Below are 23,679 nucleotides of genomic sequence, written 5' to 3' on the forward strand. Positions count from 1 at the left end.
GGATCATGATTTGAAAAAATTTCTGGTCATATTAACTTTAATATTGAATATTATAATATTTTCTGAAAAGGCGGTTTTTCTTCAAGAGGCAAAACCGCCCTTGTATATTGAAAGTATAAAAAATTTGGGAAACTTTTATTTGAATATAAATGATATTATAAAAGGCTTTGATATTAAAATATTTGAAAATAAAGTAAGAAATGTTATTATTTTAAGTTATAAAGATAAGATACTCGAAGTAGTATCTGAAGAAAATTATTCAAAAATAGATTTTATAAATAAATATAAAAATAGTGTTATTGTTTATAACAAAAAAATATTTGTAAAAGAAGATGTTATAAAAGATTTTTTTAATTTGTCAATACATAAAGAAAAAGATATTATATTTTTATATGATAGTACACCAAAAATAAAAGAATTTAACTTTTCATCAGAAAAGATTAGTTTGTTGTTAGATAAATTTATTTCAAGAGAATCAATAAAATATTCTAAAGTTGATGATATAGTAATATTAACAGTATCTCCAGTACAGAATTTAAAGATTATACCTTCAGGAATTGACTATTCATATGATTCTGAAAAAGCATATATAAAATTTAAAAGTTCATTTGATTATGATCTTGAAATAAATAAAAATAAAATTTTATTGACAATGAAAAATACAAATCAATCAAAAAATTCTTTGAATACTATAAAAGCTAATACTAACTATGAAGAAAAAGTATATAAAATAAAAGATTCAGAATATAAAGTATACAGCGCAAAAATAGATTTTAATAAATTTGATTTAAAAATAGATACAAATAGATTAGGAACATACTCTGATATAAACACATTTTTTGAAGAAAAAAAGCCATACTTTTCTATAAATGCTTCATTTTTTAATCCTAAAAATATGGAACCAGTAGCTAATCTGATAAAAGATAATAAATTAATATATTTAAGTGCACAATCTTACAGACCTAATTTTTATATAACAAAAGACGGATCTCCAAATATTAATTATTTAAAATTAGAGTATCAAATATATATAAACAATATACCTTTGTGGATAAAAGCAATAAATACAAATTGGAAATCAGAAGTAAAAGTATATACCAGTGAATACTTTGGAAATATATCAGAAACACAAAATGATTATTTATTTTATTTAGTACAAGATAAAAAGATAATATCTACAGAACCAATTAAACCAATAGATAATCAAAAATTAATAGTTATTAATAAAAAATATGAAAAATATTTTAAAGATATAAAAGTTGGAGATAGTATAGAAGAAAGTATAAAAAATAGTTTAGATGTTGAAATAAAAGAATTAGCAGGTACAGGACCATTTTTAATAAACAATGAATTTTCTCAAGAAAAAATGATTGAAGAGAAAAGAGCATGGGATAATGATATTATTTATGGGAAACGTTCAAGAACAATACTTGCAATTGACAATAACAATGTGGTAACATTTATAGTAGCGGAAGGAAATAATTCTGAAACTTTAGGTTTAAATTATGATGATTGTAAAGCCTTATTGGAAAAAATTGGAAATTTTAAAAAAGCTGTACTTTTAGATGGGGGAAGTTCAACTATATTTTATTATAATGGTATTATAAAAAACAAAAGAAATGAAAATTGGAGAAAGTACATACCTGTTTTTATTAGTTCTTATAAAAAGTCTGAGTGAAAAAATCGGAGGTGGGATAACATGGGGAAGCTTGTACCATCAAAAAAAAGAATTGTAGGACTATTTGGACATCATGGTTGTGGTAAAACCACTATGATGGATGCTGTTTTAAAAGATTATTCAAAAGCAGACAGAATTGGACAAAGATACTTAGACAAAGATGAAGTAGAAAAAGAAAAAGGAGCAACATTTTCAAATCATATAGTTTCAGTTGATTATGATGATCTTAGAGTTACTTTTTTTGATACACCAGGTTCTGCAGAGTTTTTAGGAGATATAGAAACAGCTCTGCATTCAGTTGATAATGTTTTAATAGTTATAAACGGTGTTTCTGGTGTAGAAGTAACAACAGAAAGAGTATGGAAAGTTGCAAGACGCATGCATAAACCTATAATGTTTTTTATAAATCAATTAGATAAAGAAGGAGCAGATTTTGAAAGAGTTGCTTCCGAATTAAAAGAAATATTTGAAGATGGAGTAAAAGTTGTACCATTTCAAGTACCAATTGGAAAAGAAGATAACTTTAGAGGAATAGTAAATCTTTTAAATAAAAAATCTTATATATATAAAGATGATAAACTTGGAAAAAGTGAAGAACAAGATGATATTCCAGAAGAAGCAAAAGAATACTTTGAAAAATATCATCCAGAATTGATAGAAGATATAGTTGAAAATGATGAAGAAGCTCTTGAAAAGTATTTTGAATCAGGAGAAGAAGAATTAAATATGCAAACATTAATAAAAGATTTGCATGAAGCTTATGGACACGATCAAATAGTACCAGTTTTAGTTGGATCTGCTGAAAAAAATATAGGAATGGATAGAATTTTATTTGCTGTTAAAAACTTTGGAAAATTGACATCTGAAAAGTTCTATGAAACAATTGAAGGTAAAAAAATAGAAGCTGATTTTGAAGCTCCACTTTCTGGATTAATTGTAAAAAATGACGTTGATCCATTTGTTGGAAAATTAACTTATATAAGAATAACTTCTGGAGTTTTAAAAACAGGAGATTCATTTAATATAGTTGATGAAGAAGCAACAGAAAGAGTTTCTCATATTTATTTACCAAGATTTGATAAAGATGAAGAGATAAATGAAGCAAAAGCAGGAGATATAGTTGTTATACCAAAATTAAAAAGTTCAAAAATAGGAGAAACAATAGGATCAGCTGAATTTAGTGGAAAAATAAAAACACCAGAATATCCAGAACCAATGATATCAAAATCAATAATACCTAATTCAAAAAAAGATATAGATAAAATAACCAATGCACTTTCTAAATTACAAGAATCAGATCCAACTTTTGCATGGGAATATGATTCTGAAACTGGTGAAACAGTTGTAAATGGAATAGGAACAATTCATCTTGAAGTTATGATGGAAAAATTAAAGAAAAACTTTGGTATTGATTTTGAAATAGGAAAACCAAAGATAGCATACAGAGAAACAATAAAAAAATCAACAAAATCAGAATTTAAACATAAAAAACAAACAGGTGGACACGGTCAATATGGACATGTTAGAATAGAAATGATTCCACTTGAAAGAGGAAGTGGATACGTATTTGAAGATAAAATTGTTGGTGGAGTAATTCCTAAAAACTTCATACCATCAGTTGACAAAGGAATTCGAGAAGCACTAAAAAAGGGAATTGTTGCAGGGTATCCTGTAGTAGATGTTAAAGTAACACTTTATGATGGTTCAACACATGATGTTGATTCATCAGACATAGCATTCCAAATAGCAGCAAGAACTGCATTTAAAAATGGAATGAAAGATGCAAAACCAACACTATTAGAACCAATAATGCACGTTGAAATAATAGTACCAAATGAATATACTGGAGGAGTAATGGGAGAAATAAGTTCAAAAAGGGGAAGACCAATGGGAATGGAAACAATAAGTAAAGGTGTGGATAAAATAAATGCAGAAATACCATTGGCTGAAATGCTTGATTTTTCTCCTAAGCTAAGCTCAATAACTTCAGGAAGAGGATACTTTATAATGAAATTTTCACATTATATGGAAGTACCAAATGATATACAAAAAAAGATAATTGAAGAAAACGAAAGTGAAGTAAACGCATAAAAGAAGGTGGCTAAAGCCACCTTCTTTTATTGTATATCTTTTAAAAGTCTAATGAATTTCATAAAAAGTGTGAAAGTAACGATGGAAAATAGGGAAAAAATATAAGATCTTTTCTAAGAATATGTTATAATTCTTAGGGAGGCGAAAAAATGAGAAGATTTTGTACATCAGGACCCGTAGATAGAGAAACCTGCTATTATGCAGAAAGACCAAAGATAATGGAAAAAGCATTAATATATATAGAAAGTTGGAGATACTTTACGGTATCTGCTCCAAGACAAACAGGAAAAACAACATTTTTAAATGACATAGTTGAAAAAACAAAAGACAAATACTTACCTATATTTATATCTTTTGAAAGTTATGGAAATAAAAATATAGAACAATTTTTAAAAACCCTTACAAAGGATATAATTGAAGACATTGAGTATAGACATAATATAAAATTAGAAATAGAAACGCCAAAAGAAATAGATGAAATAAGAGATATAATAATGGAAATATATGAAAAAACAGGAAAAGAAGTAATATTAATGATAGATGAGTTTGAAAGATTTAAAAATGAAGAACTAATAAATGATTTTTTACATGTAATAAGAAGTATATATCATAAAAAACAATTACATAAACTAAGAAGTTTAATATTAATAAGTGTAGGATATTTAAGCGGCGTGTTGGAAGATAGTGCAAGTCCATTCAATATAGCAGAACATATAGAAGTACCATATTTTACTAAAGAACAGGTATATAACTTGTTAAATCAACATGAAAGCGAAACAAAGCAAAACTTTGAAGAAGAAGTAAAGAGATTAATATGGGAAAATGCAGCAGGACAACCTGGATTAACAAATGCATTAGCAAATGATTTGGTGGAAGAAAAAGCAAAAAACAAAAAAATAATAACAAAAGAACATTTTGAAAAAACATACTTTGATTTTACAAAAAAATATATACAAAAAAATATAGAAAATGTAATATCAAAAGCAAAAAAAGAAAGAGACTTAATAATAAAAATATTATTTGATCCAGAAACAATGGACTTTGATATAAGTGATGAAAGAATAAAATATCTATACTTAAATGGAGTAATAGATGAATATAACGGTAAATGTTGTGTAAAAGTACCTTTGTATTATAAAAAATTATATGGATATTTCAAGCCTCAAATAAATGGTGAAAAGAAATATATGGCAACATTTAAAGATACAACAAATGAATATATAAAAGAAGAAGGTACATTAGATTTAAATAAATTAATAAAAAGATATACAAAATACATAAAAACAAGAGGAGCAATAATGTTCAAAGGAAGAAATTATTATGAAGGAGTATATCAATATAATTTAGATCAATTTCTAAGTTTATATGTAGAAGCAGCAAATGGAAAAGTATATCCAGAAACACAAGTTGGTGGAGGAAGAATAGACTTATTAATAAATTTTAATAATAAAGAATATTTAATAGAAGTAAAAGCAAATATAACAGGAAATGAATATGAAAAAGCAAAAAAACAATTGATAGAATACATAAAAAGAAAAGAATTAAAAGAAGGATGGTTAATAGTATACAGCAGTGAAATAGATGATTTTGAATATATAATAGAAGAACATGAAGATAAAAAATTACACATATGGCTAATTAAAACAAACTTTGAAAGTCCTTCTATAAAAAGTAATGTGTAAGTCAATCATTTTTATTGAGGGAAAGAAATAATACTTAATATAAGTAACTAAAACAAAAGGCATCTTAATAAGATGCCTTTTGTTTTAGTTCTGCGATGACTGTTCCACCAAGAACTAATATAATTCCAATTATTGCATATATATTTGGATAATTTTTTAATATTATTGAATCTGCAATTACAGTAACTACTGGAATAAAATATATACCATTAGTAACTGTTCGAGAACCAGAAAGTCTTATTGCTTGATTCCATAAGATATAAGCAAGTGCAGAACTAAGAACACCAAGATAAATTAAAGCAATTATTATTTTAGGTTGTAGCCATAATGAAAATATTGGACATGTATTTGATGTTTTCAACTCTAAAAAAACAAGTGGAATGAAAAATATAGATCCTAAAATATTTATATCTCTTGTTACAATATTACTATTTAAGTGTTCGAGTTTTTCTAAAAATAAGGTATATAAAACCCACGAAGCAACTGCACCTATCATTAAAGTATCTCCAAGAGGATTTAGTTTTAATATAAATTTTCCATTTAACACTAAGATTGAAACACCTATTAGTGCAATAAAAGTTCCTAAATATCTAATTTTATGTGAAAAACTTTTTTTTATTATATCGTTTATTATTAAATAAATCATTGGTGTTGTAGAAATTATTAAAGAACTGTTTGTTGCCGTTGTATATTGAAGTGCTGAATTTTCAAATAAAAAATAAGCTGTTATACCAAAAAAAGCTGTTAAAGATAAAATAAAAAACTCTTTTTTTGTATATTTTATATCCTTTCTAAAAAATAACATTAAAGCAATTGCTGCAAGTAAAAATCTAAAAAAACCAGCTGTTAGAGGTGGTATATATTCAACCACTATTTTTGTTCCTACAAAAGAAATACCCCAAAGTATAACTGCAATCCACATAAAAATTATTCCCTTTTTTTTAGAATCCATATTTCACCTCTATAATTTTTTAAATTCAAGAACTTTGAAGCGAGATTTAAAGTTTTTATTTACAAAAACTATTTCATTTTTTCCTAAATATAAGGTTATTTTTTTATTCATTCTTGTTAAAATACTTCGCATTTTTTTTATGTGAATGCTCACAAGGTATTGATTTTTAGTTGAAATTGGTAATTTCCATGAAATTCTTGAATTATTTTCATCTTTATAAATAAAACTTGTTTGAGGGTTTAATATTAAAAATGCTATATTGTTAGAGAATGCTACATATAATTTATTTAAGGCTTTTTTTATTTCATCTGTTTCTATAATTATTTTTTCAATATAGTGTTCTTTAATTAAACCGTTGTATGGTTTTTCTATACTTTGATAACATATATTTAAAAATATTCCTGGTATATAAAATATTAAATTATTATTTTTTATACCAAGATTCATGTTAACATCTTTAAAGTTTGATAATGCCTTTACTAAATGTCTTGATGTTGTATATGGAATTTGAAATGAAAAATCACTTTTAGTTTTAAAAGAACTGCTTATTAGTTGATAATAATTACAAGAATAAGAAAAGTATAGTTTATTGTTTCTCGAAAAAATGGATATATTATCTCCTTCATTTGCAGAAATGGATACAAAATCAAGTGCTTTTATAAATTCTTTTAAAGGTCCTTCTGATAAAACTTTAAATTTTTTATTTAATTCAATATTTTGTTCTTTTCTATTTATATCTATATTCATTGTCATATTTTCTAATTCGAATTCCATTTTTTCTTTATTTATTATTATTTTTATAATATCATCACTTTGTTTGGGTGTTCCACGTAATAATCCTTTTAAATAACGTATGGGAACAATAGCTGTACCAGAAAATGGTAAAAATTCTCTTGAAAAGTTTATCATTACTTTAGCACATCCATCTGTTGCATATATTTTAAGACCATTTTCATAAAAAAAGTAAATATTTCTATGCATTGGCTCAATATTGCCACAAAAATAATCTAAAAATTTAGTCATTTTTTTTAATCTTGATAATGTAATCCAACCTTCCATATTATCCTCCAAAAAGAGACATTTGATTAGTTTCAGGAAGTCCCTTTAATATTCCAAGCTCTTTTAGAGTTTCTATATTGGTTTTATTTAAACCGGTTCGAGATAATAAGTTTTGTATTGAGTTAAAAGGTTTTTTTTGTCTTTCTACTATAATGCTTTCTGCAGCTTTTTCACCAAGTTGAGGTATTTTTAAAAATGGGATTAATAATCCATTATCAACAATTAAAAATTTTTTTGAATCGGAATTATTTAAATCAACATTTTTAAATTCAAAACCTCTTAAAAGCATTTCGAGTGCAATTTCAAGAACTGTTTTTTCACTTTTCTTTTTAACATCAAGATCCATAGTTTTTAACTCCATCAATCTTTTTTTTATTGCATTTTTACCTTTTATTATAACGGCTAAATTAAATTCATCGCCTTTTACTGAAAAATAAGTTGCATAAAATGCAAGTGGTTCATGTACTTTAAACCAAGCAATTCTAACAGCCATAGAAACATAAGCTGTAGCATGAGCTTTTGGAAAAAGGTATTTTATTTTTTTACAGGAATTTATAAACCATTCTGGCACTTTAACATCTCTCATTTGTTTTTCTTCTTCTGGAGTTAAACCTTTTCCTTTTCTTACTTTTTCCATTATAAAAAAAGATTTTTTTGGATCATTTCCTTTTTGAATTAAGTAATTCATAATATCATCTCTACAAGAAATAACATCTTTTAGGGTTGCTTTTCCTTCTTTTATAAGAGTTTGAGCGTTACCAAGCCAAACATCAGTTCCGTGAGATAAACCTGAAATTCTAACAAGTTCTGCAAATGTTTTTGGCATAGTATCTTCCAACATTCTTCTAACAAATGGAGTTCCAAATTCTGGGATTCCGAATGAACCAACATTTGAATCTAGTTCTTTTTTTAGATCAGCTTTTAATGCACTATAACCTGAAAACAAACTTATTGTTTCTTTATCATCTAAAGGAACATCTAATGGATCTATCCCTGTAAGATCTTGAAGCATTCTTATAAATGTAGGGTCGTCGTGTCCAAGTGCATCTAATTTTATTAAATCATCATGTATTACATGATAATCAAAATGAGTTGTTGTAACTGTTGATTTTTGATCATTGGCTGGTCTTTGTATTGGTGTGAAATCATAAACTTCATATTCTTTTGGAACAATCATGAGTCCACCAGGATGCTGACCTGTTGTTCTTTTTACACCGGTTATGTGAGATGCAATTCTTTGAAGTTCAGCACTTCTTACATCTCCATAAAATTTATCTAAATTATATTTATCCATATCTTCTTTAAAAGCTTTAGCATAACCATACGCAGTTCTTTCTGCAACGGTGGAAATAGTTCCAGCTTTAAAAACATGACCAACACCAAACATTTCTTCAACATATTTATGAGCTGTTGTTTGATATTCTCCAGAGAAGTTTAAATCTATATCAGGTACTTTATCTCCTTCAAATCCCATAAAGGTAGCAAAAGGAATCGATTGACCGTTTTTCTTTAATTTCGAACCACATTTAGGGCATTTTTTGTCTGGTAAATCATATCCTGAACTATAAGAGCCATCTGTAATAAACTCTGAATATTTACATTCTGGACAGATATAATGAGGTGCAAGGGGATTTACTTCAGTTATTCCCATCATTGTTGCAACTAATGATGACCCAACAGAACCTCTTGATCCAACAAGATAACCATCATCATTGGATTTTTTAACTATTTTTTGAGCCATTAAGTATAAAACTGAATAACCATTATTTATTATTGCATCTAATTCAAAGTTAAGTCTATCTACTATTATTTGTGGTAAAGGCTCACCATAAATTTTGTGTGCTGTATCCATTGAAAGATTTCTAACCATATCTTCGGCTCCATCAATTTTTGGAGGGGTTAATACTTTTTTCAATGGTTGAATTTCTTCAATTAAATTAGCAATTTTGTTTGTATTTTTTATTACTATTTCTTCGGCAATAGTTTTATCTTCAAATATTTTAATTGCTTCATCTATCATTTCATTTGTTGTTCTAAAATATCTATTTGATATCATAGGTCTTTTTTTATCTGCAACTTTTAAAGCATATCTGAATTTAACATCTTTTGATTCCATATAATGAACATTTCCAGTCATTACTGATGGAAGGTTTAATTCTTTTGATATATTATAAAATGTTCTATACATATCTTTTTTTAAATCATCAGTTAATGGATCTTTTGTTTCTACAGTATCTATTGGCATTATTTCTATAAAGTCATAAAATTTTGCAATTTCTACAAGTTCATCTTTGGTAGCACTTCTTAAAAATGCTTCTGATAATTCACCATCTTGACATCCGCTTCCTATTAATAAACCTTCTCTTAGATTGTTCAATTCGCTTTTTAAAATTCTTGGAACTCTATAAAAATACTTTAAATGTGCATTTGAAATTAATTTATAAAGATTTTTTAAACCAATTTTATTTTTAACTAAGATAGTCATATGTACTGGTCTCAAACTCTTATAATCTATTAATTTTTTTAAATTATCTAATTCAGATAATTTTTCTAAACCTCTATTTTTAGCTTTTTTTAACAATTCTAAAAATACCAAAGCCGTTATTCTTGCATCTTCATCAGCTCTATGATGATTGAAATTATCTAATTTTAAAGCTTTAACAACTCTATTTAAAGCATATCCAGAAAGATTTAAAAGGGATTTTGACATAGAAAGAGTATCTATGTAAGTCATTTTAAACTTTTTATTATAAAGTTTATTTACCCATTCTCTTAGGAATCTATAATCAAAGTCAGCGTTGTGTGCAACCAATACAGTTCCTTCTATAAATTCTAAAAAAGAAGGTAATACTTCTTCAATGCCTTTTTTATCTTCAAGCATTTCATCTGTTATATTTGTTATTTTTGTTATAATTTCAGGTAATTTTACAGTTGGTTTAATTAGTTCATGATAAGTTTCAGATACTTCACCATTTTTTATTTTTACAGCACCTATTTCAATTATTTCATTGACTGCTGGTTGAAGTCCAGTTGTTTCAAAATCAAAAACAACATAATCGGTTTCGTCTAATAATTTGTCTTCTGAATTTAAAGTTATAATATTTACAGATTCATCAACAACATAAGCTTCTGTACCAAAAATTGGTTTTATATTAGCTTTTTTAGCTGTATCATAAAAAACAGGTATACTTTGAACAATACCGTGATCGGTTATAGCAACTGCTTTGTGTCCCCATTTTGCTGCTTGATTTACTATATCTTTTATTGGTAAAATTCCATCCATTGTACTCAATCTTGAATGCATATGAAGTTCTACTCTTTTTTCTTCATAAGTATCCATTCTTTCATCATTGCTTTTTTCTTTTATTAAATTAAATGGCATTATAGCAAAGTCATTTATATAAGTATCATAAAAAATACTTCCTTCAACCTTTATTGAATCTCCTTCACTAATTGAGTTGAAGATTTTTTCTGCTTTTTCTTTAAAAGCTTTTATTATAATAGAATCGGTTTTATCTGTTATAAATATAGAAACTATTTTATTCTTATCATTGTATTCTTTATGAAAAACAGTACCTTTTACAACAATTATGGTGTTTTCTGAAAGTGGGATATTTTTTAATGGAATAGGAATTTTTTTAAAGTTTTTTCCGATTATTACATTACCATTATTTAATTTTGTATTTGTTTGTTTTAAAGGAGTTTCATAATTTTGTTGTTCAATATATTCCATTTGATTGTCATAATAATTTTGAGAATATGTTTCTGTTTCTGGATTTAATTTTTCGTCGATAACAATTTTATAATTTAATTTTTTTCCTGTATACTTTAAAATGAAATCTTCGAAAATAGATTTATTCATATTTATCTTTGATTTTATTAATAATGAATGAGTTTTTAAGATTAAAGTGTCTTCGTTTTCTATCTCAGGTAATATTAATCTTAAAAATCTTTCTAATTGATTTCCTGTTATTAGATTATTCCAATTATTCACGAAAAATTGTAAGGAATTATTTCCCAATTGTTTTATACTAACATTTTTTTTAGTTATTCTCATTAAAAGTTTTTTTAAATAATTTTCAAATGAAGAATTTTTACTCTCGTGAAGTTCTACTATACATTCTTTTTTATTTATATCTATATTTCCATTTATTTTTAATGGAATGAACCCCAAATATTCTAAAAAAAACTCTTTTAATTCCATTAATATCTACCTCCATAATTTCCATGGCAAAAAGCAGCGGCTAAAGCATCAGCTGCATCGTCTGGAGTTGGAGTTTTTTCTAAATTCAAAAAAATCTTTAATGTTCTTTGAATTTGACCTTTTTCTGCTCTACCATAACCAGTTACAGCTTGTTTAATTTGATAAGGAGTATATTCGAAAATTGGGACTTTACTTTTTTCTAAAGCAAGTAAAATTACTCCACGTGCTTCTCCAACTTGAATGGCAGTAGTAACATTTCTAAAGAAAAATAATTCTTCAACAGATGATTCATCGGGGTTGAATTCTTCAATTAATTCAATTATTTTATCATAAATTTGATTTAATCTTTTTGTTAATGGAAGATCTTTATCAGTATAGATAACTCCATACTTAATCATTTTGAATTTATTTCCCACTTTATCCAAAATACCATATCCTATTCTTCCATATCCGGGATCTATACCGAGTATTCTCATTTTTTCACCTCTCACTCCGAATATTATACATTATTATTTTTTCAATTTAATGAAATCAAAAAGATTTTTAAGATTATTTAGTAAAAGATAATGATATAATTGAAGAGAAAAAATTAATCAAATAAAAAATATGAAAAAATAATAAAGGAGACATGATGAAAAATCTTGAATTTATAAAAGAACTAAATAAAAAAGAAATAACTTTAAAAAAAGGAGAAATTCTGCATAATCAAAATGAACTAATAGAAAACTTATCTATTTTAAAAGAAGGTAGTTTAAAGGTTGTAAAGTATTTAACTACAGGAAAAGAAGTTTTGATAAATAATATAAAAAGTGGACAAATTTTTGGTGAAACATTGTTGTTTATAAATGAAAAGTATCCAGCTTATATAATAGCAGAAGAAAATTCCATTGTAATTGAAATTAATAAAAATGAACTTTTAGTTTTAATGAAAAATGAAGAGTTTTTAGTAGAATACTTAAAAAATATTTCAAAAAAGATTTTAAATATGACACAAAAACTTGAAATTTTTTCAATGAAAGACGCAAAACAAAGAGTTGCAAAATATTTATTAGATCTTTATGAAAAAAACGGAAATACTATAACTATGAAAGTATCTAAGGTTAATATAGCAAAAGAGTTAGGGCTTACCCGAGAAACTGTTTCAAGGATACTTTCAAACTTTATAAAAGAAAAAATAGTGTATATAGAAAAAAACTTTATAAAAATTTTAAATATTAAAGAAATAGAAAATATAATTTATGAAACAAAAAACCGTGATTGAAATCACGGTTTTTTGTTTTTTTATTGTGTATAATAAATGTACATACAGCACAAAAGGAGAGTGAATTATGAATACAATAATATTAATTTCATTAGCTGTAATATTATTTATTTGGTCTATTATAAAAAGTAAAAAGAAAACAAAAGCGAGTTTAAAAATTGCAAAAGGAATGTTTTTGGGAATGGTTTCAGAATTAATAGGGATTATGGCAATAGTTGCATTAGTTTTATCTTATTTACCACCAGATTTAATAAAAAAATTATTGGGTAATTCTAATTTGTTTTTAAGTTCTATTTATGGAGCAGTAATTGGAACTATAACAATTATTCCAGCTTTCATAGCATTTCCTTTATCAAAATCTTTGTATGAATCAGGGGCTAATTTAGTTGCAATTGCTGCATTTATAACAACATTAACCATGGTTGGATTTGCAACTATGCCAATAGAAATAGAACACTTTGGTAAAAAATTTACTTTTTATAGAAACTTTTTGAGTTTTGTATTTGCACTTGTAGTTGCTCTTGGAATGGCGGTGATATTATGAATTTTATAAAAAAGAATAAAATACTTGTAGTGGCAATAGTACTTTATGTAATAACATTTTTTTATAATAGAGGTATATTCAATAATTCTTTAATAATGACAAAAAATTTTTTAGTTGAAATGTTAGAAATAATGCCAGCTATTATGATTATATCAGGACTAATAAATATTTGGGTTCCACAAGAAGTAATCATAAAAAATTTTGGAAAGAGTTCTGGATTAAAAGGAAAATTATTTTCAATGTTGATAGGTTCATTTTCAGCAGGACCAATTTATGCAGCTTTTCCTGTTGCACAATCGTTGTACTTTAAAGGTGCAAGTATAGCAAATGTAGTAATAATAATAAGTTCTTGGGCAGTTACAAAATGGGTTATGTTTATGGTAGAGTCCAGCTTTTTAGGATTAAAATTTGCATTAACGAGATATGCTTTAACAATACCCATGATTTTAATTATGGGATATATAATGGAAAAACTTGTTCATAAAGAAGATATGATTGAAGAAAAAGAAGAAATTAAAAAAATTATAGAAGGTTCAAAAGAATATTATTTACAAAAATTACCTCAAAAAAACTGTGGAGCATGTGGATATGGAAACTGTGAAAATTTTGCAATTGCTTTGAGTAAAAAAGAAACCAATATAAATAAATGTGTGTTTTTAAAATCTAAAAATTAATATAAATATAAATATAAAAAAAAGAGCTTTAATTTATATAATTAATGCTCTTTTTTTATATATAAATTGACTTAAAAATTAAAAAATGATACAATTATTTTGTTTTAGAAAATATTTCGATTTAATCATATATATAATTAAATTTTTATAAATAATTCAAATGATTAATTAATTTTGTTAAAAAGAATAATTTATGAAAAATAATATGGAATGGAGGGATTTATTTGAAAAAGTATTTTTTTATTATGGTTTTATTAGTGAGTGTGATTTTTTTAGGCGAAGATTTTAGAAATATTTTTCAAAAATCTGGAACAAAACTTGGTTTTTATCTTGCATCTAAAATAGGAGATAGTGTTGTTGGAATTCTTCCTTTTGAGGGTAATGATAAAGAAAAGTCTACGCTTGTTTCCGATATATATTCATATTATTTGATGGAAAACAATATAAAAATAGTAGACAGAAAAGAATTGGAAAAAGTAATAAAAGAAATAAAATTATCAATGCTTGGAATAACAGATATAAAAAATTCAAATAAATTGGGGAATTTGATAAGTGCAGATTATTTATTAACAGGAAATATTAAAAAATTGGGAGATATATATTATATAAATATAAAAGTAATAAAAGTTTCTACTGGAGAAAGTATTTATACAGATAGTATAAATTTTGAAGATAAAGAATTTATTACTATAAAAAAAGTAGAAGAGTATTTTGCTGAAAGAAAATATCCATCAACAGCATTGTTTAGGTCAGCATTGATACCTGGATGGGGGCAAATGTATAATGATCAACCAATAAAAGGAGGTATATTTGGAATAAGTATGATTGGATCGATATCATTGGATTTATATTTTTTTAATGAGTATCAAAAATATTTGAATTCTACAAATGAAGAAATGTATGATAAAGATTTAAAAAAGGCAAATGATTACAATAAATACTTTTTAATTAGTTTTGGAACAACAATAGCTATTTGGATAATAAATATGGCAGATGCTTATATTAATGCAAAGTGAGAAAGTGAGGATGAGAATTGTGAAGAAATATATTGAATTAACAATTTTATTTTTAATTATTGTATTGACATTAACAAGTTGTATACTAAAACCAACGCCTGGTACAATACAAGGACATATAAATTTAAAATTTTCAGATCAATTAGATGGAACATTGATAAAAATAAAAGGATTAAATACAACTGTTAAGACAGATAAAGACGGAAATTTTATGATAAAAAACTTAGAACCAAAAGATTATACTTTACAAATTTCGAGACAAGATTATGAAGAAAAAGAAATAAAAGTAAATGTTTATACGGGTAATATTGTTAGTGTAAATACATCACTTTCTTTTAAATTTGGAAAAGTTTTGGGAAGTGTTTCTGTATTAAATGATGAAGATGAAATAAATTTAAATTTTATTAATTTAGATAAAAAAGCTAAAGATCTTAAAAATAAAATATTAAAAGGATCAAATACATTTGAATATAATTTAATGCCAGGTAAATATAACCTTGTAATTAATTCAAATAAATATAGTAGTTATGAAAAAGAAATTACAGTAGTAAAGGATAAAAAAATAGAATTGGCACCAATAATTTTACAATCTATTATGGGAATAATAGAAGGTAAAATAATTCCTCAAAATGTAAATGGTGAAGATGATTTAAACTCTGAAAAATCTAATTTTAGTATAAAATTATATAATAAAGATACTTTAAAAGTAGAAACTGTAACGGATAAAAATGGATATTTCCATTTGAATTACCATGAAGGAACTTATACTATAAAAATAGTAAAGAAAAATTATATTACGCAAACAATTGAAGTTAATATTTATAAAAACAAAACAAATTCTTTAAGTAATATTAAGATGTTTGTTGGTGGTGAAAACAAAGGCTGGATAAAAGGAAAAGTATATTTAGAAGATAGAAAAAATAATGAAAATAGTGGAATTGGAATAATTTTTAAACCTTTAAATTCTGAAAATATAGTTCAAACAACTATTACAGATAAAGATGGAAATTATAATTCCTTATTGGATGTTGGAAAATATGAAGTTGAAATATCAAAAGAAAATTATACTTCTGTATCAACTCAAGTAAATGTTGAAGAATATAAAATAAGTTCTCTTCAAAGTGTTGAATTGAAAAGAAAAAGTACTTTAGTAGAAGGTTATGTTAAATTACCAGGAAGTTTGGATAATTCTGGAGCAATAGTTCAAATTGGTGATTTTTCAGAAACAACAAATAAAGATGGATATTATAAAATAATTTCAAAAACAGGAGTTCAAGATATAAAAGTAACAAAAGAAAATTATATAGCTTATTCTGATAAATTAAATGTATTGGATTTAGATAAAAATAAATTTGATTTGATTTTGGAACCTTTAAAAAGTTCAATTGAAGGTTTTGCAAAATATAATATTGAAAGTATAAATAATCAAGAGGGAATTACTGTAACAATAGAAGGAACTTCTTTAGACTTAAATAATAAAGAAATAAATGTTTTTTTTACGACAAAAACAGATAAAAATGGATATTATAAAATAATAAATGTACCATTTGGTAAGTATAAAATTTCATACTCAGCTCAAGGATTTTCTACAGTAGTTTTAAATAATTTAGAAATATATCCAAATCAAAAGAAAACAATAGAAAAAATAATTTTTTTGGAAGAAATTCCAACAACAGGAAGTGTATATGGAAAAGCTTATTTAAAAAATTCTAAAGATATGAGTGGTATTAATGTTCTTGCAAAAAAACATAATGGACCAGGATATATAACAGTAACAGATATAAATGGAACTTATGTTTTTCCAAAAATAAGTTCTGGAATATACGATCTTGAATTTTCTAAGTTTTCATATAAAACATATGTAATAAAAGATGTGAAAGTAAATATTGGAGATAAAATAAATATAAAAGATTCTCCAATTCTTGAAAAAGCAAGCGGAAAAATAATTGGAACAGTAAAATTGGAAGGATGGAATAATTCTAAAGATATAAAAATAGAATTATTGGGAGATTATGAAAAAAAATTAGGTTATAGATTGTATACTTATACAGATGAAAATGGAAATTTTGAATTAGAGGCACCAGTATCACAAAATTATACTGGATTAAGAGTTTATAAAAATGAAGATTTTGAAGACTACACATATAGTGATAATTTTCAAACAACAGAAACAACTCCATATAAACCAATATTTGAAAAAACATCAGATACTCCTTTGATTTTAAAGGCAATAAAAAATACAGTTAAAGGTAAGGTAACGATAGCAAATTTTACTAATAATTTAAATATAGAAGTAGAATTGAAATCCAAAACGAGTGATGCAACATATTTAACCTATACAAATAAAGAGGGAATTTTTGAATTTCAACATATACCACTTGGAACTTATATACAAAAATCAAGTTTCCCACAGTGTGGTTATGTTCTTTCACCTGTTGATGTTATACCAGGGAATTTAGTACAAACAAATGATGTAACATTATTTCCAAATGCAGGAGAAGTTACAGGAAAAGTGAATTTAAAAAATGTTACAGATAATTCGAAGGTTTCTATAACTTTAATTCCTTTTGATACTAATGTTGAAAAAATGTCTTATAATACAATAACAAATGAAAATGGGAACTATACTTTTGGTAGTATCTTACATGGGAAATATAAATTAATAGCAAAAAAAGATGGATGGAATGAAAATAAAATAGATTCATTAGAAGTGAAATCATTTAAAACAACAACAGTACCAACATTAGAACTTAGTGATACAATACCACCAATAATAAATAAAGTTTTAATAAATGGTGGTTCAAGCACAACAGACAATACAAAAGTTATAATTACTACATTTGCAAAAGATGTAGGTTCTGGATTATATCAAATTTCAATTTCAAATGATAAAAATCAAGAAAATTGGATGAAGTATGAGTATCAAAAAATATATGATTTAGATTCAACTGAAGGAGAAAAAACAATATATGTAAAAGTAAAAGATAATTCAGAAAATATAAGTGAAATGAAAACAGCTTCAACATCACTAATTCATTTACCAAATGCAACTAATTTAACAGATTATTTACATGGAAAGATAGTTACAAAAGATACAGTTATTACAAAAGCTCAATCTCCTTATTATGTTAGTGATAGTATTTTAGTAAATGAAAATGTTAAATTAACTATAGAAGCAGGAGTTGTTTTGATTTTTAAAAATAACACTAACATAATAATAAATGGTTTTATAGAAGCAAGGGGAACAAATGATGAGAAAATAGTTTTTAAGCCAGAAAATATAGATGATGTATTCAACCTAAAGGTAAATAGTTCTTCAAAAGATATACAAAATAAAACAATGAATAAAAGAAACTTTTTAAAATCAAAAAATATATTTACATCATCATTAAAAGATATGATAAATTCAGAAATGAAAAGAACTATAAAATACTTAAAAGATAAACAGTTTAAAACAGTTGTAGATAATAAAACTATTGAAATATCAAATAATTTAAAATCTAAAAATTTATATAATAAAATAAATAAGGAATATTCTGAAGAACAAACAAATACTTCGAACATATTAGAAAATATTGATATGGAAAAAGGAAATCTTGAAATTGAAAATGGAGTTATAAAAAATTTAACTGGAAATTCTTTAAAAATTTTAAATTATGTAGAAATTTATAATTCAAATTTAAAAATTCTTGATTGTGAAACAGGAATGGTAAAACTCATAAACTCTAATATTTTAAGTAGTTTTAATCTTTCTGGTTATATAACTGATAGTAATTTAGTTAATTCTAATAATCATAATTATGCTTTAACAAATTCATATGTTAAAAATAGTAGTTTAACTGGAAATTTTAGAATTAATAATTCCATTGTAGAAGATTCAAGTATAGAATTTAGTAAAAATGATTATGATAATACATATATACAAAATTCTAAAATAAGTAATTCAAAGATATCTAAATTATCAGATGGAATGAATGAAAATATCAGAATGAATATAGCATCATCTATTTTAATTTCTAATACAATCAAAGATATAACTATTAAAATAACAGGTACTTCTATGATGAATAATGAAAATAATTTTTCCTATTTTTCCTATATTATTTACAATAACATTTTTAATGAACATACAGGAATTGAAATTGGGACAAATAAAGTTTTATTAGCTTACAATAACTTTATAGGTCAAATAGATTTTGCAATAAAACTCATGGATTCAGCTAAAAATGGAAATATTGAATCTAAAAATAATTATTTTGGAACTGATAATATTGAGCAAATAAAAAATAAAATATACGATTACGATGATGATCCAAACTTTTCATTATCAAGAGTAAACTTTGAACCATATGAAACAAAAGAAATAAATTCAATATCTGAAATTCAAGAAATAACGTCAAAAGAGTTAAGTGGAAATCTATATTTAAACTATAAATTAACAAAAAACAATAGTCCATATGTTGTTACAGATAACTTATCTATATTTGGAAAATTAATAATTGAGCCAGGTGTTGAAATAAAGGTAAATAAAGATAAAAAAATAGATATTTATGGATCTATAGAAGCAGGAGATGTTGATAAAGAATCAATAAATTTTTATACCAATACAGGAGTTATGGCAAAGGATATGTGGTATGGAATAACTTTTTATAACACAAATGAAAAATCTATAAAGTTTGAAAATGTGATAATAGATAATACTATAACTGGTATTACATTACAAAATGCATCTGTTAAATTAAATAAGTTAACGATAAAACAAACAACAACTGGAATACAAACATCTGGAAACTCTAATTTAACTCTTATAAATTCAAATGTTCAAAATTCAACTTCTAATGACATTGAATTTTTGGGTAATACTTTAAAAATTAATGATTCTAAAGTTAACAAATTAAATCTTAATGGTGGTAATAATAATGGAAGTTATCAAATAGAAGATTCAAAGTTTACTTCTATTGTTTTTATGAATAGTATTTATAAAAATGTTTATTTTAAAAATATAAATACACAAAGTTTAAATATGAACTATATTTATTCAAATATAAAAATAGAAAATTCTATTATTGGCCGTTTATATAATGAGTCAATTAGTAATGGAGTTTTGTATGTAGAAAATTCAAAGATAAATAGTTTTTCAAGTAATCATATGTGGTATAATTCAAAGTTGATAATAAAAAATAATGAAATAAATTTTTTTGATGCCCTTTGTGATATGAATAATAATTTTGAAGGAAAAATAATAATACAAAAAAATAAATTTAAAAATAATTTTTTTATTGGTATGAATACAACAGATTCAAAAAATCAAGACGGTTATGATGTTGATATTTTTAACAATACTTTTGATTATACAAATTCTCAATATCAAAATGGTGAAGGTAATGTAATTATAAATCGTTTGAAGTACGTTTCTATACATGATAATATTTTTAAAAACGGTGTTGAATTGAAAATAACTAATGATAAAACAACAAAAATATATGATAATACTTTCAAAGATAATAATTATGATACGTTAATTGTTGATGGAGAGCTTTCTATGCCTGAAATATATAATAATACCTTTTATGGAAACAATAATTATGCTGTTGTTGTAAGAAAAGGGTTAATTGCAGGATTTAAAAATAATTATATTGCATTAAACTTTGGTGGTGTAAAAATAGAAAACATGAGTAATAATATAAACTTATCTGAAAATATAATTATGATGAATAGATATTTGAACTTAGAAAATAACTCAAATTATAAAATCAATTTATCTGATAACTTTTGGGGACTTTATACAGAAGAATCAATAAAAGAAACTATTATGGGAAGTTATGAAATGGAAAGTTTTAAAACGAAGTTGATAGAAGAAGCAGGTTCAAGTGAAAAACCAGATATAGGAGAACTTTTGAGTTATACAAACTTAAAGGATTATATTTTAAATAATGATACATTAAAAGAAGAGGATTCACCATACTTAGTAACTTCTGATATAGATTTAAATAATATGATTTTTGAAGGAAATATTGAAATAAAAATAAGTGATGGAAGAAAAGTAATAATAAATAAGTCTAAACAAAAATCAGGAACTTTAACTTTTTCTTCTGTTTATGAAAGAAATGAAGCAAGTAATATAACAAAAGTAATTAATAATTCAAAGTTAAATGATTTTCAAATTAATGGAATAAGTTTAGAAAACAATAATGATATAGGAACTTTATTATTAAACAATGGATTTGTTAATGGAAAAGGTATTATTGAGCAATTAAATACATCAGGAACTTTAAATACTGTTGATGTATATAAAGTAATGAATGCAGATATAAGTACAAACTTTATTTCAAATAACTCTAACTTTGATACAGTAAATTTAAAAAATGTGAATAATGCTGAATTTAATTTAGGTAAAATATTAAAGTTAAATACAGAAAATGTAAAAACACTAAAATTAAATTCAGAGAGTATTGAAAATATTGTTACTACTACAGTTGATAACTTATATTTAAATAACGTTGAATTAAATAAAGCAAAAATTTCAAATGCTAAGTATTTGGAGAGTAACTCTAAAATAGAAGAATCTAATTTTAAAGATATTGAAAGTATAAACTTATTCAATGCAAATGTTTTTAAGTCAACATTTGATAATTCTCCAGTATTATTGAGTAATACAAAGCTATTTAATAATACAATTAAAAATGCAAATATTGGACTTACAATAAAAGAAGCAAATGATGAAGATAGTGTATATATAATGAAAAATGTATTTGATAATAATACCGAAGATATAAAATCAAATGTATCGAATAAAATAAATGCACAATATAATTACTTTGTATCTGGAACGCCAAATATATCAGGAAATATAGATGTATCAAATTCATTATCAGAAACGCCTAATGATGAAGAAGTAGCATTAAATCATGAAATAAGTGGAAAGATCATACTCAACTCTGTTTTAAAAGCTTCTGATAAAGACTATAAAGTAACAGATAATTTAATAATAATAGGAAGATTGAGAGTTGAACCAGGAGTGAATATAAAGATAAAAGAAGGTAAAAAAATAGAAGTTAGAGGTAGTTTAATAGTTGAAGGTACAAAAGAAGACAATGTTTTTATCAAACCAGATACTTCTATTTTAATTAAAGATAAATGGAGTGGCTTTGATATAAAAGCTGGTGGAACTTTGACTTTAAAGTATGCAGTTACAGGTTATGCAAGTACATTAATAAATAATTTTGGAACTGTAAATGTTGAAAATTCAAAAATTAAATTAAATACAATTGCATTTAATCAATATGAAAATTCAAGTAGTAGTATTTTAAATTCAAAAATTTCTTCAAATGATTCAGTTATAAAATTTAGTAATAATAGTGAAGAATTTGAATTTAATATTGATAATTGTAACTTTTATTCAAACTCAAGTTTTATTGATATTGATAATGAGGGTTATTCTGATAAAGCAAAAAGTTATCTAAATATATCAAACTCAAAAATTTCATCAAACTCTTTTGAAATTAATAGATTAAATTGTAAAGTACAAAACACATTGATTAAAACATCAAATTTTAATTTGAACAGTTCAAACTTTGAAAGTGATTTTTCAACAATAACTTATATAGATAATATGAGTATGAACGTATATGTAGGAAGTGATACAAGTGTTGTTATTAAAAATAGCTATTTAAATACTTTAAATACTTCTTATTCTAATAATATTATAATAAATGCAGAAAATTCCACGTTTACAAATATTAATTTTTATAGAGAATATAATAATAAAATTTCTATTGAAAATTGTAAAGTGTCGAATTTACAACTAGATAATTTTAGTGGAATTTTAAATGTAAATAATGGGAAGATTGGCCATTTGAGAATTTCTGGAACAATAAAAGGAAATATAAACTTTAATAATATTTTATTTGAAAAAATTGATGAAAACTATAATAATTTAATAGAAATTAATTCTAATTATCCTATAATTTTTAATAATATTCATTTAAATGGAAACAATAAAAATACTGATGGTATTTTTATTTCTAATGATGCTATGATTGGATTTAAAAACTCAATATTTGAAAATTGTAGTAAAGCAATAAATATAGAAAAAGGAGCATTATTATATTTTGATAAAAATAAAATTATAAATAATAGTTATGGAATTTATATTAAGGAGTTTCCATCAGAAGATGTGGAGTTGCAAATAACAAATAATGAATTTAATAATACTCATTATAACATTTATAATGAAACAAAAAATAAAGTTATAGCTGATGATAATTATTGGAACACTTTAGATGAAACAACTATAAAAAATAAAATTTATAATGTTGTTGTTTCTAAATGGCTTTCAGAATCACCAATTAACTAATTTAAATTATGTTATATAAAAAATGTAACACTTTTATAATTAAACAAAACTTTAAAAAACTAAGATTATTTAAAATGTAAAAAAATATAATAATAGAAAAACTGCAAAAATAAAAGATAAGAGTTTAATAAAAAATATTGAATTTCAAATAATCCGATGTAA

General features: G+C 24.3%; 12 protein-coding genes. 8 read left to right on the forward strand and 4 right to left on the reverse strand.

What is annotated here, in order from left to right; genetic code table 11:
• Positions 1-10: 10 nt before the first annotated feature.
• The 3 genes from IGS63_RS06420 to IGS63_RS06430 all read left to right on the forward strand — a co-directional run bounded on the left by IGS63_RS06420 (position 11) and on the right by IGS63_RS06430 (position 5,451).
• A complete protein-coding gene (locus IGS63_RS06420) occupies positions 11-1,678 on the forward strand; it encodes a phosphodiester glycosidase family protein (RefSeq protein WP_190613458.1) in 1,668 nt (555 codons plus the stop codon).
• A 21-nt stretch (positions 1,679-1,699) separates the two neighbouring features.
• Positions 1,700-3,769 (forward strand): elongation factor G, encoded by a 2,070-nt coding sequence (locus IGS63_RS06425; RefSeq protein ID WP_190613459.1) that lies wholly within the window; start codon positions 1,700-1,702, stop codon positions 3,767-3,769.
• 149 nt (positions 3,770-3,918) lie between these two features.
• Entirely contained in the window at positions 3,919-5,451 is a 1,533-nt protein-coding gene (locus tag IGS63_RS06430) for an AAA-like domain-containing protein (RefSeq protein WP_190613461.1), read from the forward strand.
• Positions 5,452-5,515: 64 nt separating this feature from the next.
• Here the strand turns inward: IGS63_RS06430 and IGS63_RS06435 are convergent, their stop codons facing one another.
• The 4 genes from IGS63_RS06435 to ruvC are packed head-to-tail and all read right to left on the reverse strand — an operon-like array spanning position 5,516 to position 12,142.
• A complete protein-coding gene (locus IGS63_RS06435) occupies positions 5,516-6,403 on the reverse strand; it encodes a DMT family transporter (protein ID WP_190613463.1) in 888 nt (295 codons plus the stop codon).
• Between the two features lie 9 nt (positions 6,404-6,412).
• On the reverse strand, positions 6,413-7,462 hold the full coding sequence (locus IGS63_RS06440; RefSeq protein ID WP_190613465.1) for a hypothetical protein: 1,050 nt from the start codon (positions 7,460-7,462) through the stop codon (positions 6,413-6,415).
• 1 nt (position 7,463) lies between these two features.
• Positions 7,464-11,666 (reverse strand): PolC-type DNA polymerase III, encoded by a 4,203-nt coding sequence (locus tag IGS63_RS06445; protein ID WP_190613467.1) that lies wholly within the window; start codon positions 11,664-11,666, stop codon positions 7,464-7,466.
• Positions 11,666-12,142 carry a crossover junction endodeoxyribonuclease RuvC gene (ruvC, locus tag IGS63_RS06450; RefSeq protein ID WP_190613468.1) on the reverse strand — a complete coding sequence of 159 codons (477 nt, stop codon included), beginning with the start codon at positions 12,140-12,142 and terminating at the stop codon, positions 11,666-11,668. Before ruvC ends, IGS63_RS06445 begins: the two co-directional genes overlap by 1 nt.
• A 155-nt stretch (positions 12,143-12,297) precedes the next feature.
• On the opposite strand from ruvC, the gene IGS63_RS06455 reads away from it, so the two are divergent.
• The 5 genes from IGS63_RS06455 to IGS63_RS06475 all read left to right on the forward strand — a co-directional run bounded on the left by IGS63_RS06455 (position 12,298) and on the right by IGS63_RS06475 (position 23,517).
• Positions 12,298-12,927 (forward strand): Crp/Fnr family transcriptional regulator, encoded by a 630-nt coding sequence (locus IGS63_RS06455; protein WP_190613470.1) that lies wholly within the window; start codon positions 12,298-12,300, stop codon positions 12,925-12,927.
• Positions 12,928-12,994: 67 nt separating this feature from the next.
• Positions 12,995-13,471, forward strand: a complete 477-nt coding sequence (locus IGS63_RS06460; protein WP_190613472.1) for a permease — start codon at positions 12,995-12,997, stop codon at positions 13,469-13,471.
• Positions 13,468-14,145: a permease gene (locus IGS63_RS06465; RefSeq protein ID WP_190613474.1), complete on the forward strand. Its 678-nt coding sequence runs from the start codon at positions 13,468-13,470 to the stop codon at positions 14,143-14,145. The genes IGS63_RS06460 and IGS63_RS06465 overlap by 4 nt, the downstream gene beginning before the upstream one ends.
• A 224-nt stretch (positions 14,146-14,369) precedes the next feature.
• Positions 14,370-15,161 (forward strand): DUF5683 domain-containing protein, encoded by a 792-nt coding sequence (locus IGS63_RS06470; protein ID WP_190613475.1) that lies wholly within the window; start codon positions 14,370-14,372, stop codon positions 15,159-15,161.
• Positions 15,162-15,180: 19 nt separating this feature from the next.
• Positions 15,181-23,517: a carboxypeptidase regulatory-like domain-containing protein gene (locus tag IGS63_RS06475; protein ID WP_190613477.1), complete on the forward strand. Its 8,337-nt coding sequence runs from the start codon at positions 15,181-15,183 to the stop codon at positions 23,515-23,517.
• Positions 23,518-23,679: the final 162 nt, after the last annotated feature.

The organism is Tepiditoga spiralis, assembly GCF_014701195.1.
Lineage (GTDB): Bacteria > Thermotogota > Thermotogae > Petrotogales > Petrotogaceae > Tepiditoga > Tepiditoga spiralis.

Bases quoted from the DNA above. Each gene is read 5' to 3' on its own strand.
- ruvC (WP_190613468.1), bottom strand. From the start codon at position 12,142: ATGAGAATACTCGGTATAGATCCCGGATATGGAAGAATAGGATATGGT.
- IGS63_RS06455 (WP_190613470.1), top strand. From the start codon at position 12,298: ATGAAAAATCTTGAATTTATAAAAGAACTAAATAAAAAAGAAATAACT.
- IGS63_RS06430 (WP_190613461.1), top strand. From the start codon at position 3,919: ATGAGAAGATTTTGTACATCAGGACCCGTAGATAGAGAAACCTGCTAT.
- IGS63_RS06440 (WP_190613465.1), bottom strand. From the start codon at position 7,462: ATGGAAGGTTGGATTACATTATCAAGATTAAAAAAAATGACTAAATTT.
- IGS63_RS06465 (WP_190613474.1), top strand. From the start codon at position 13,468: ATGAATTTTATAAAAAAGAATAAAATACTTGTAGTGGCAATAGTACTT.
- IGS63_RS06435 (WP_190613463.1), bottom strand. From the start codon at position 6,403: ATGGATTCTAAAAAAAAGGGAATAATTTTTATGTGGATTGCAGTTATA.
- IGS63_RS06460 (WP_190613472.1), top strand. From the start codon at position 12,995: ATGAATACAATAATATTAATTTCATTAGCTGTAATATTATTTATTTGG.
- IGS63_RS06425 (WP_190613459.1), top strand. From the start codon at position 1,700: ATGGGGAAGCTTGTACCATCAAAAAAAAGAATTGTAGGACTATTTGGA.
- IGS63_RS06445 (WP_190613467.1), bottom strand. From the start codon at position 11,666: ATGGAATTAAAAGAGTTTTTTTTAGAATATTTGGGGTTCATTCCATTA.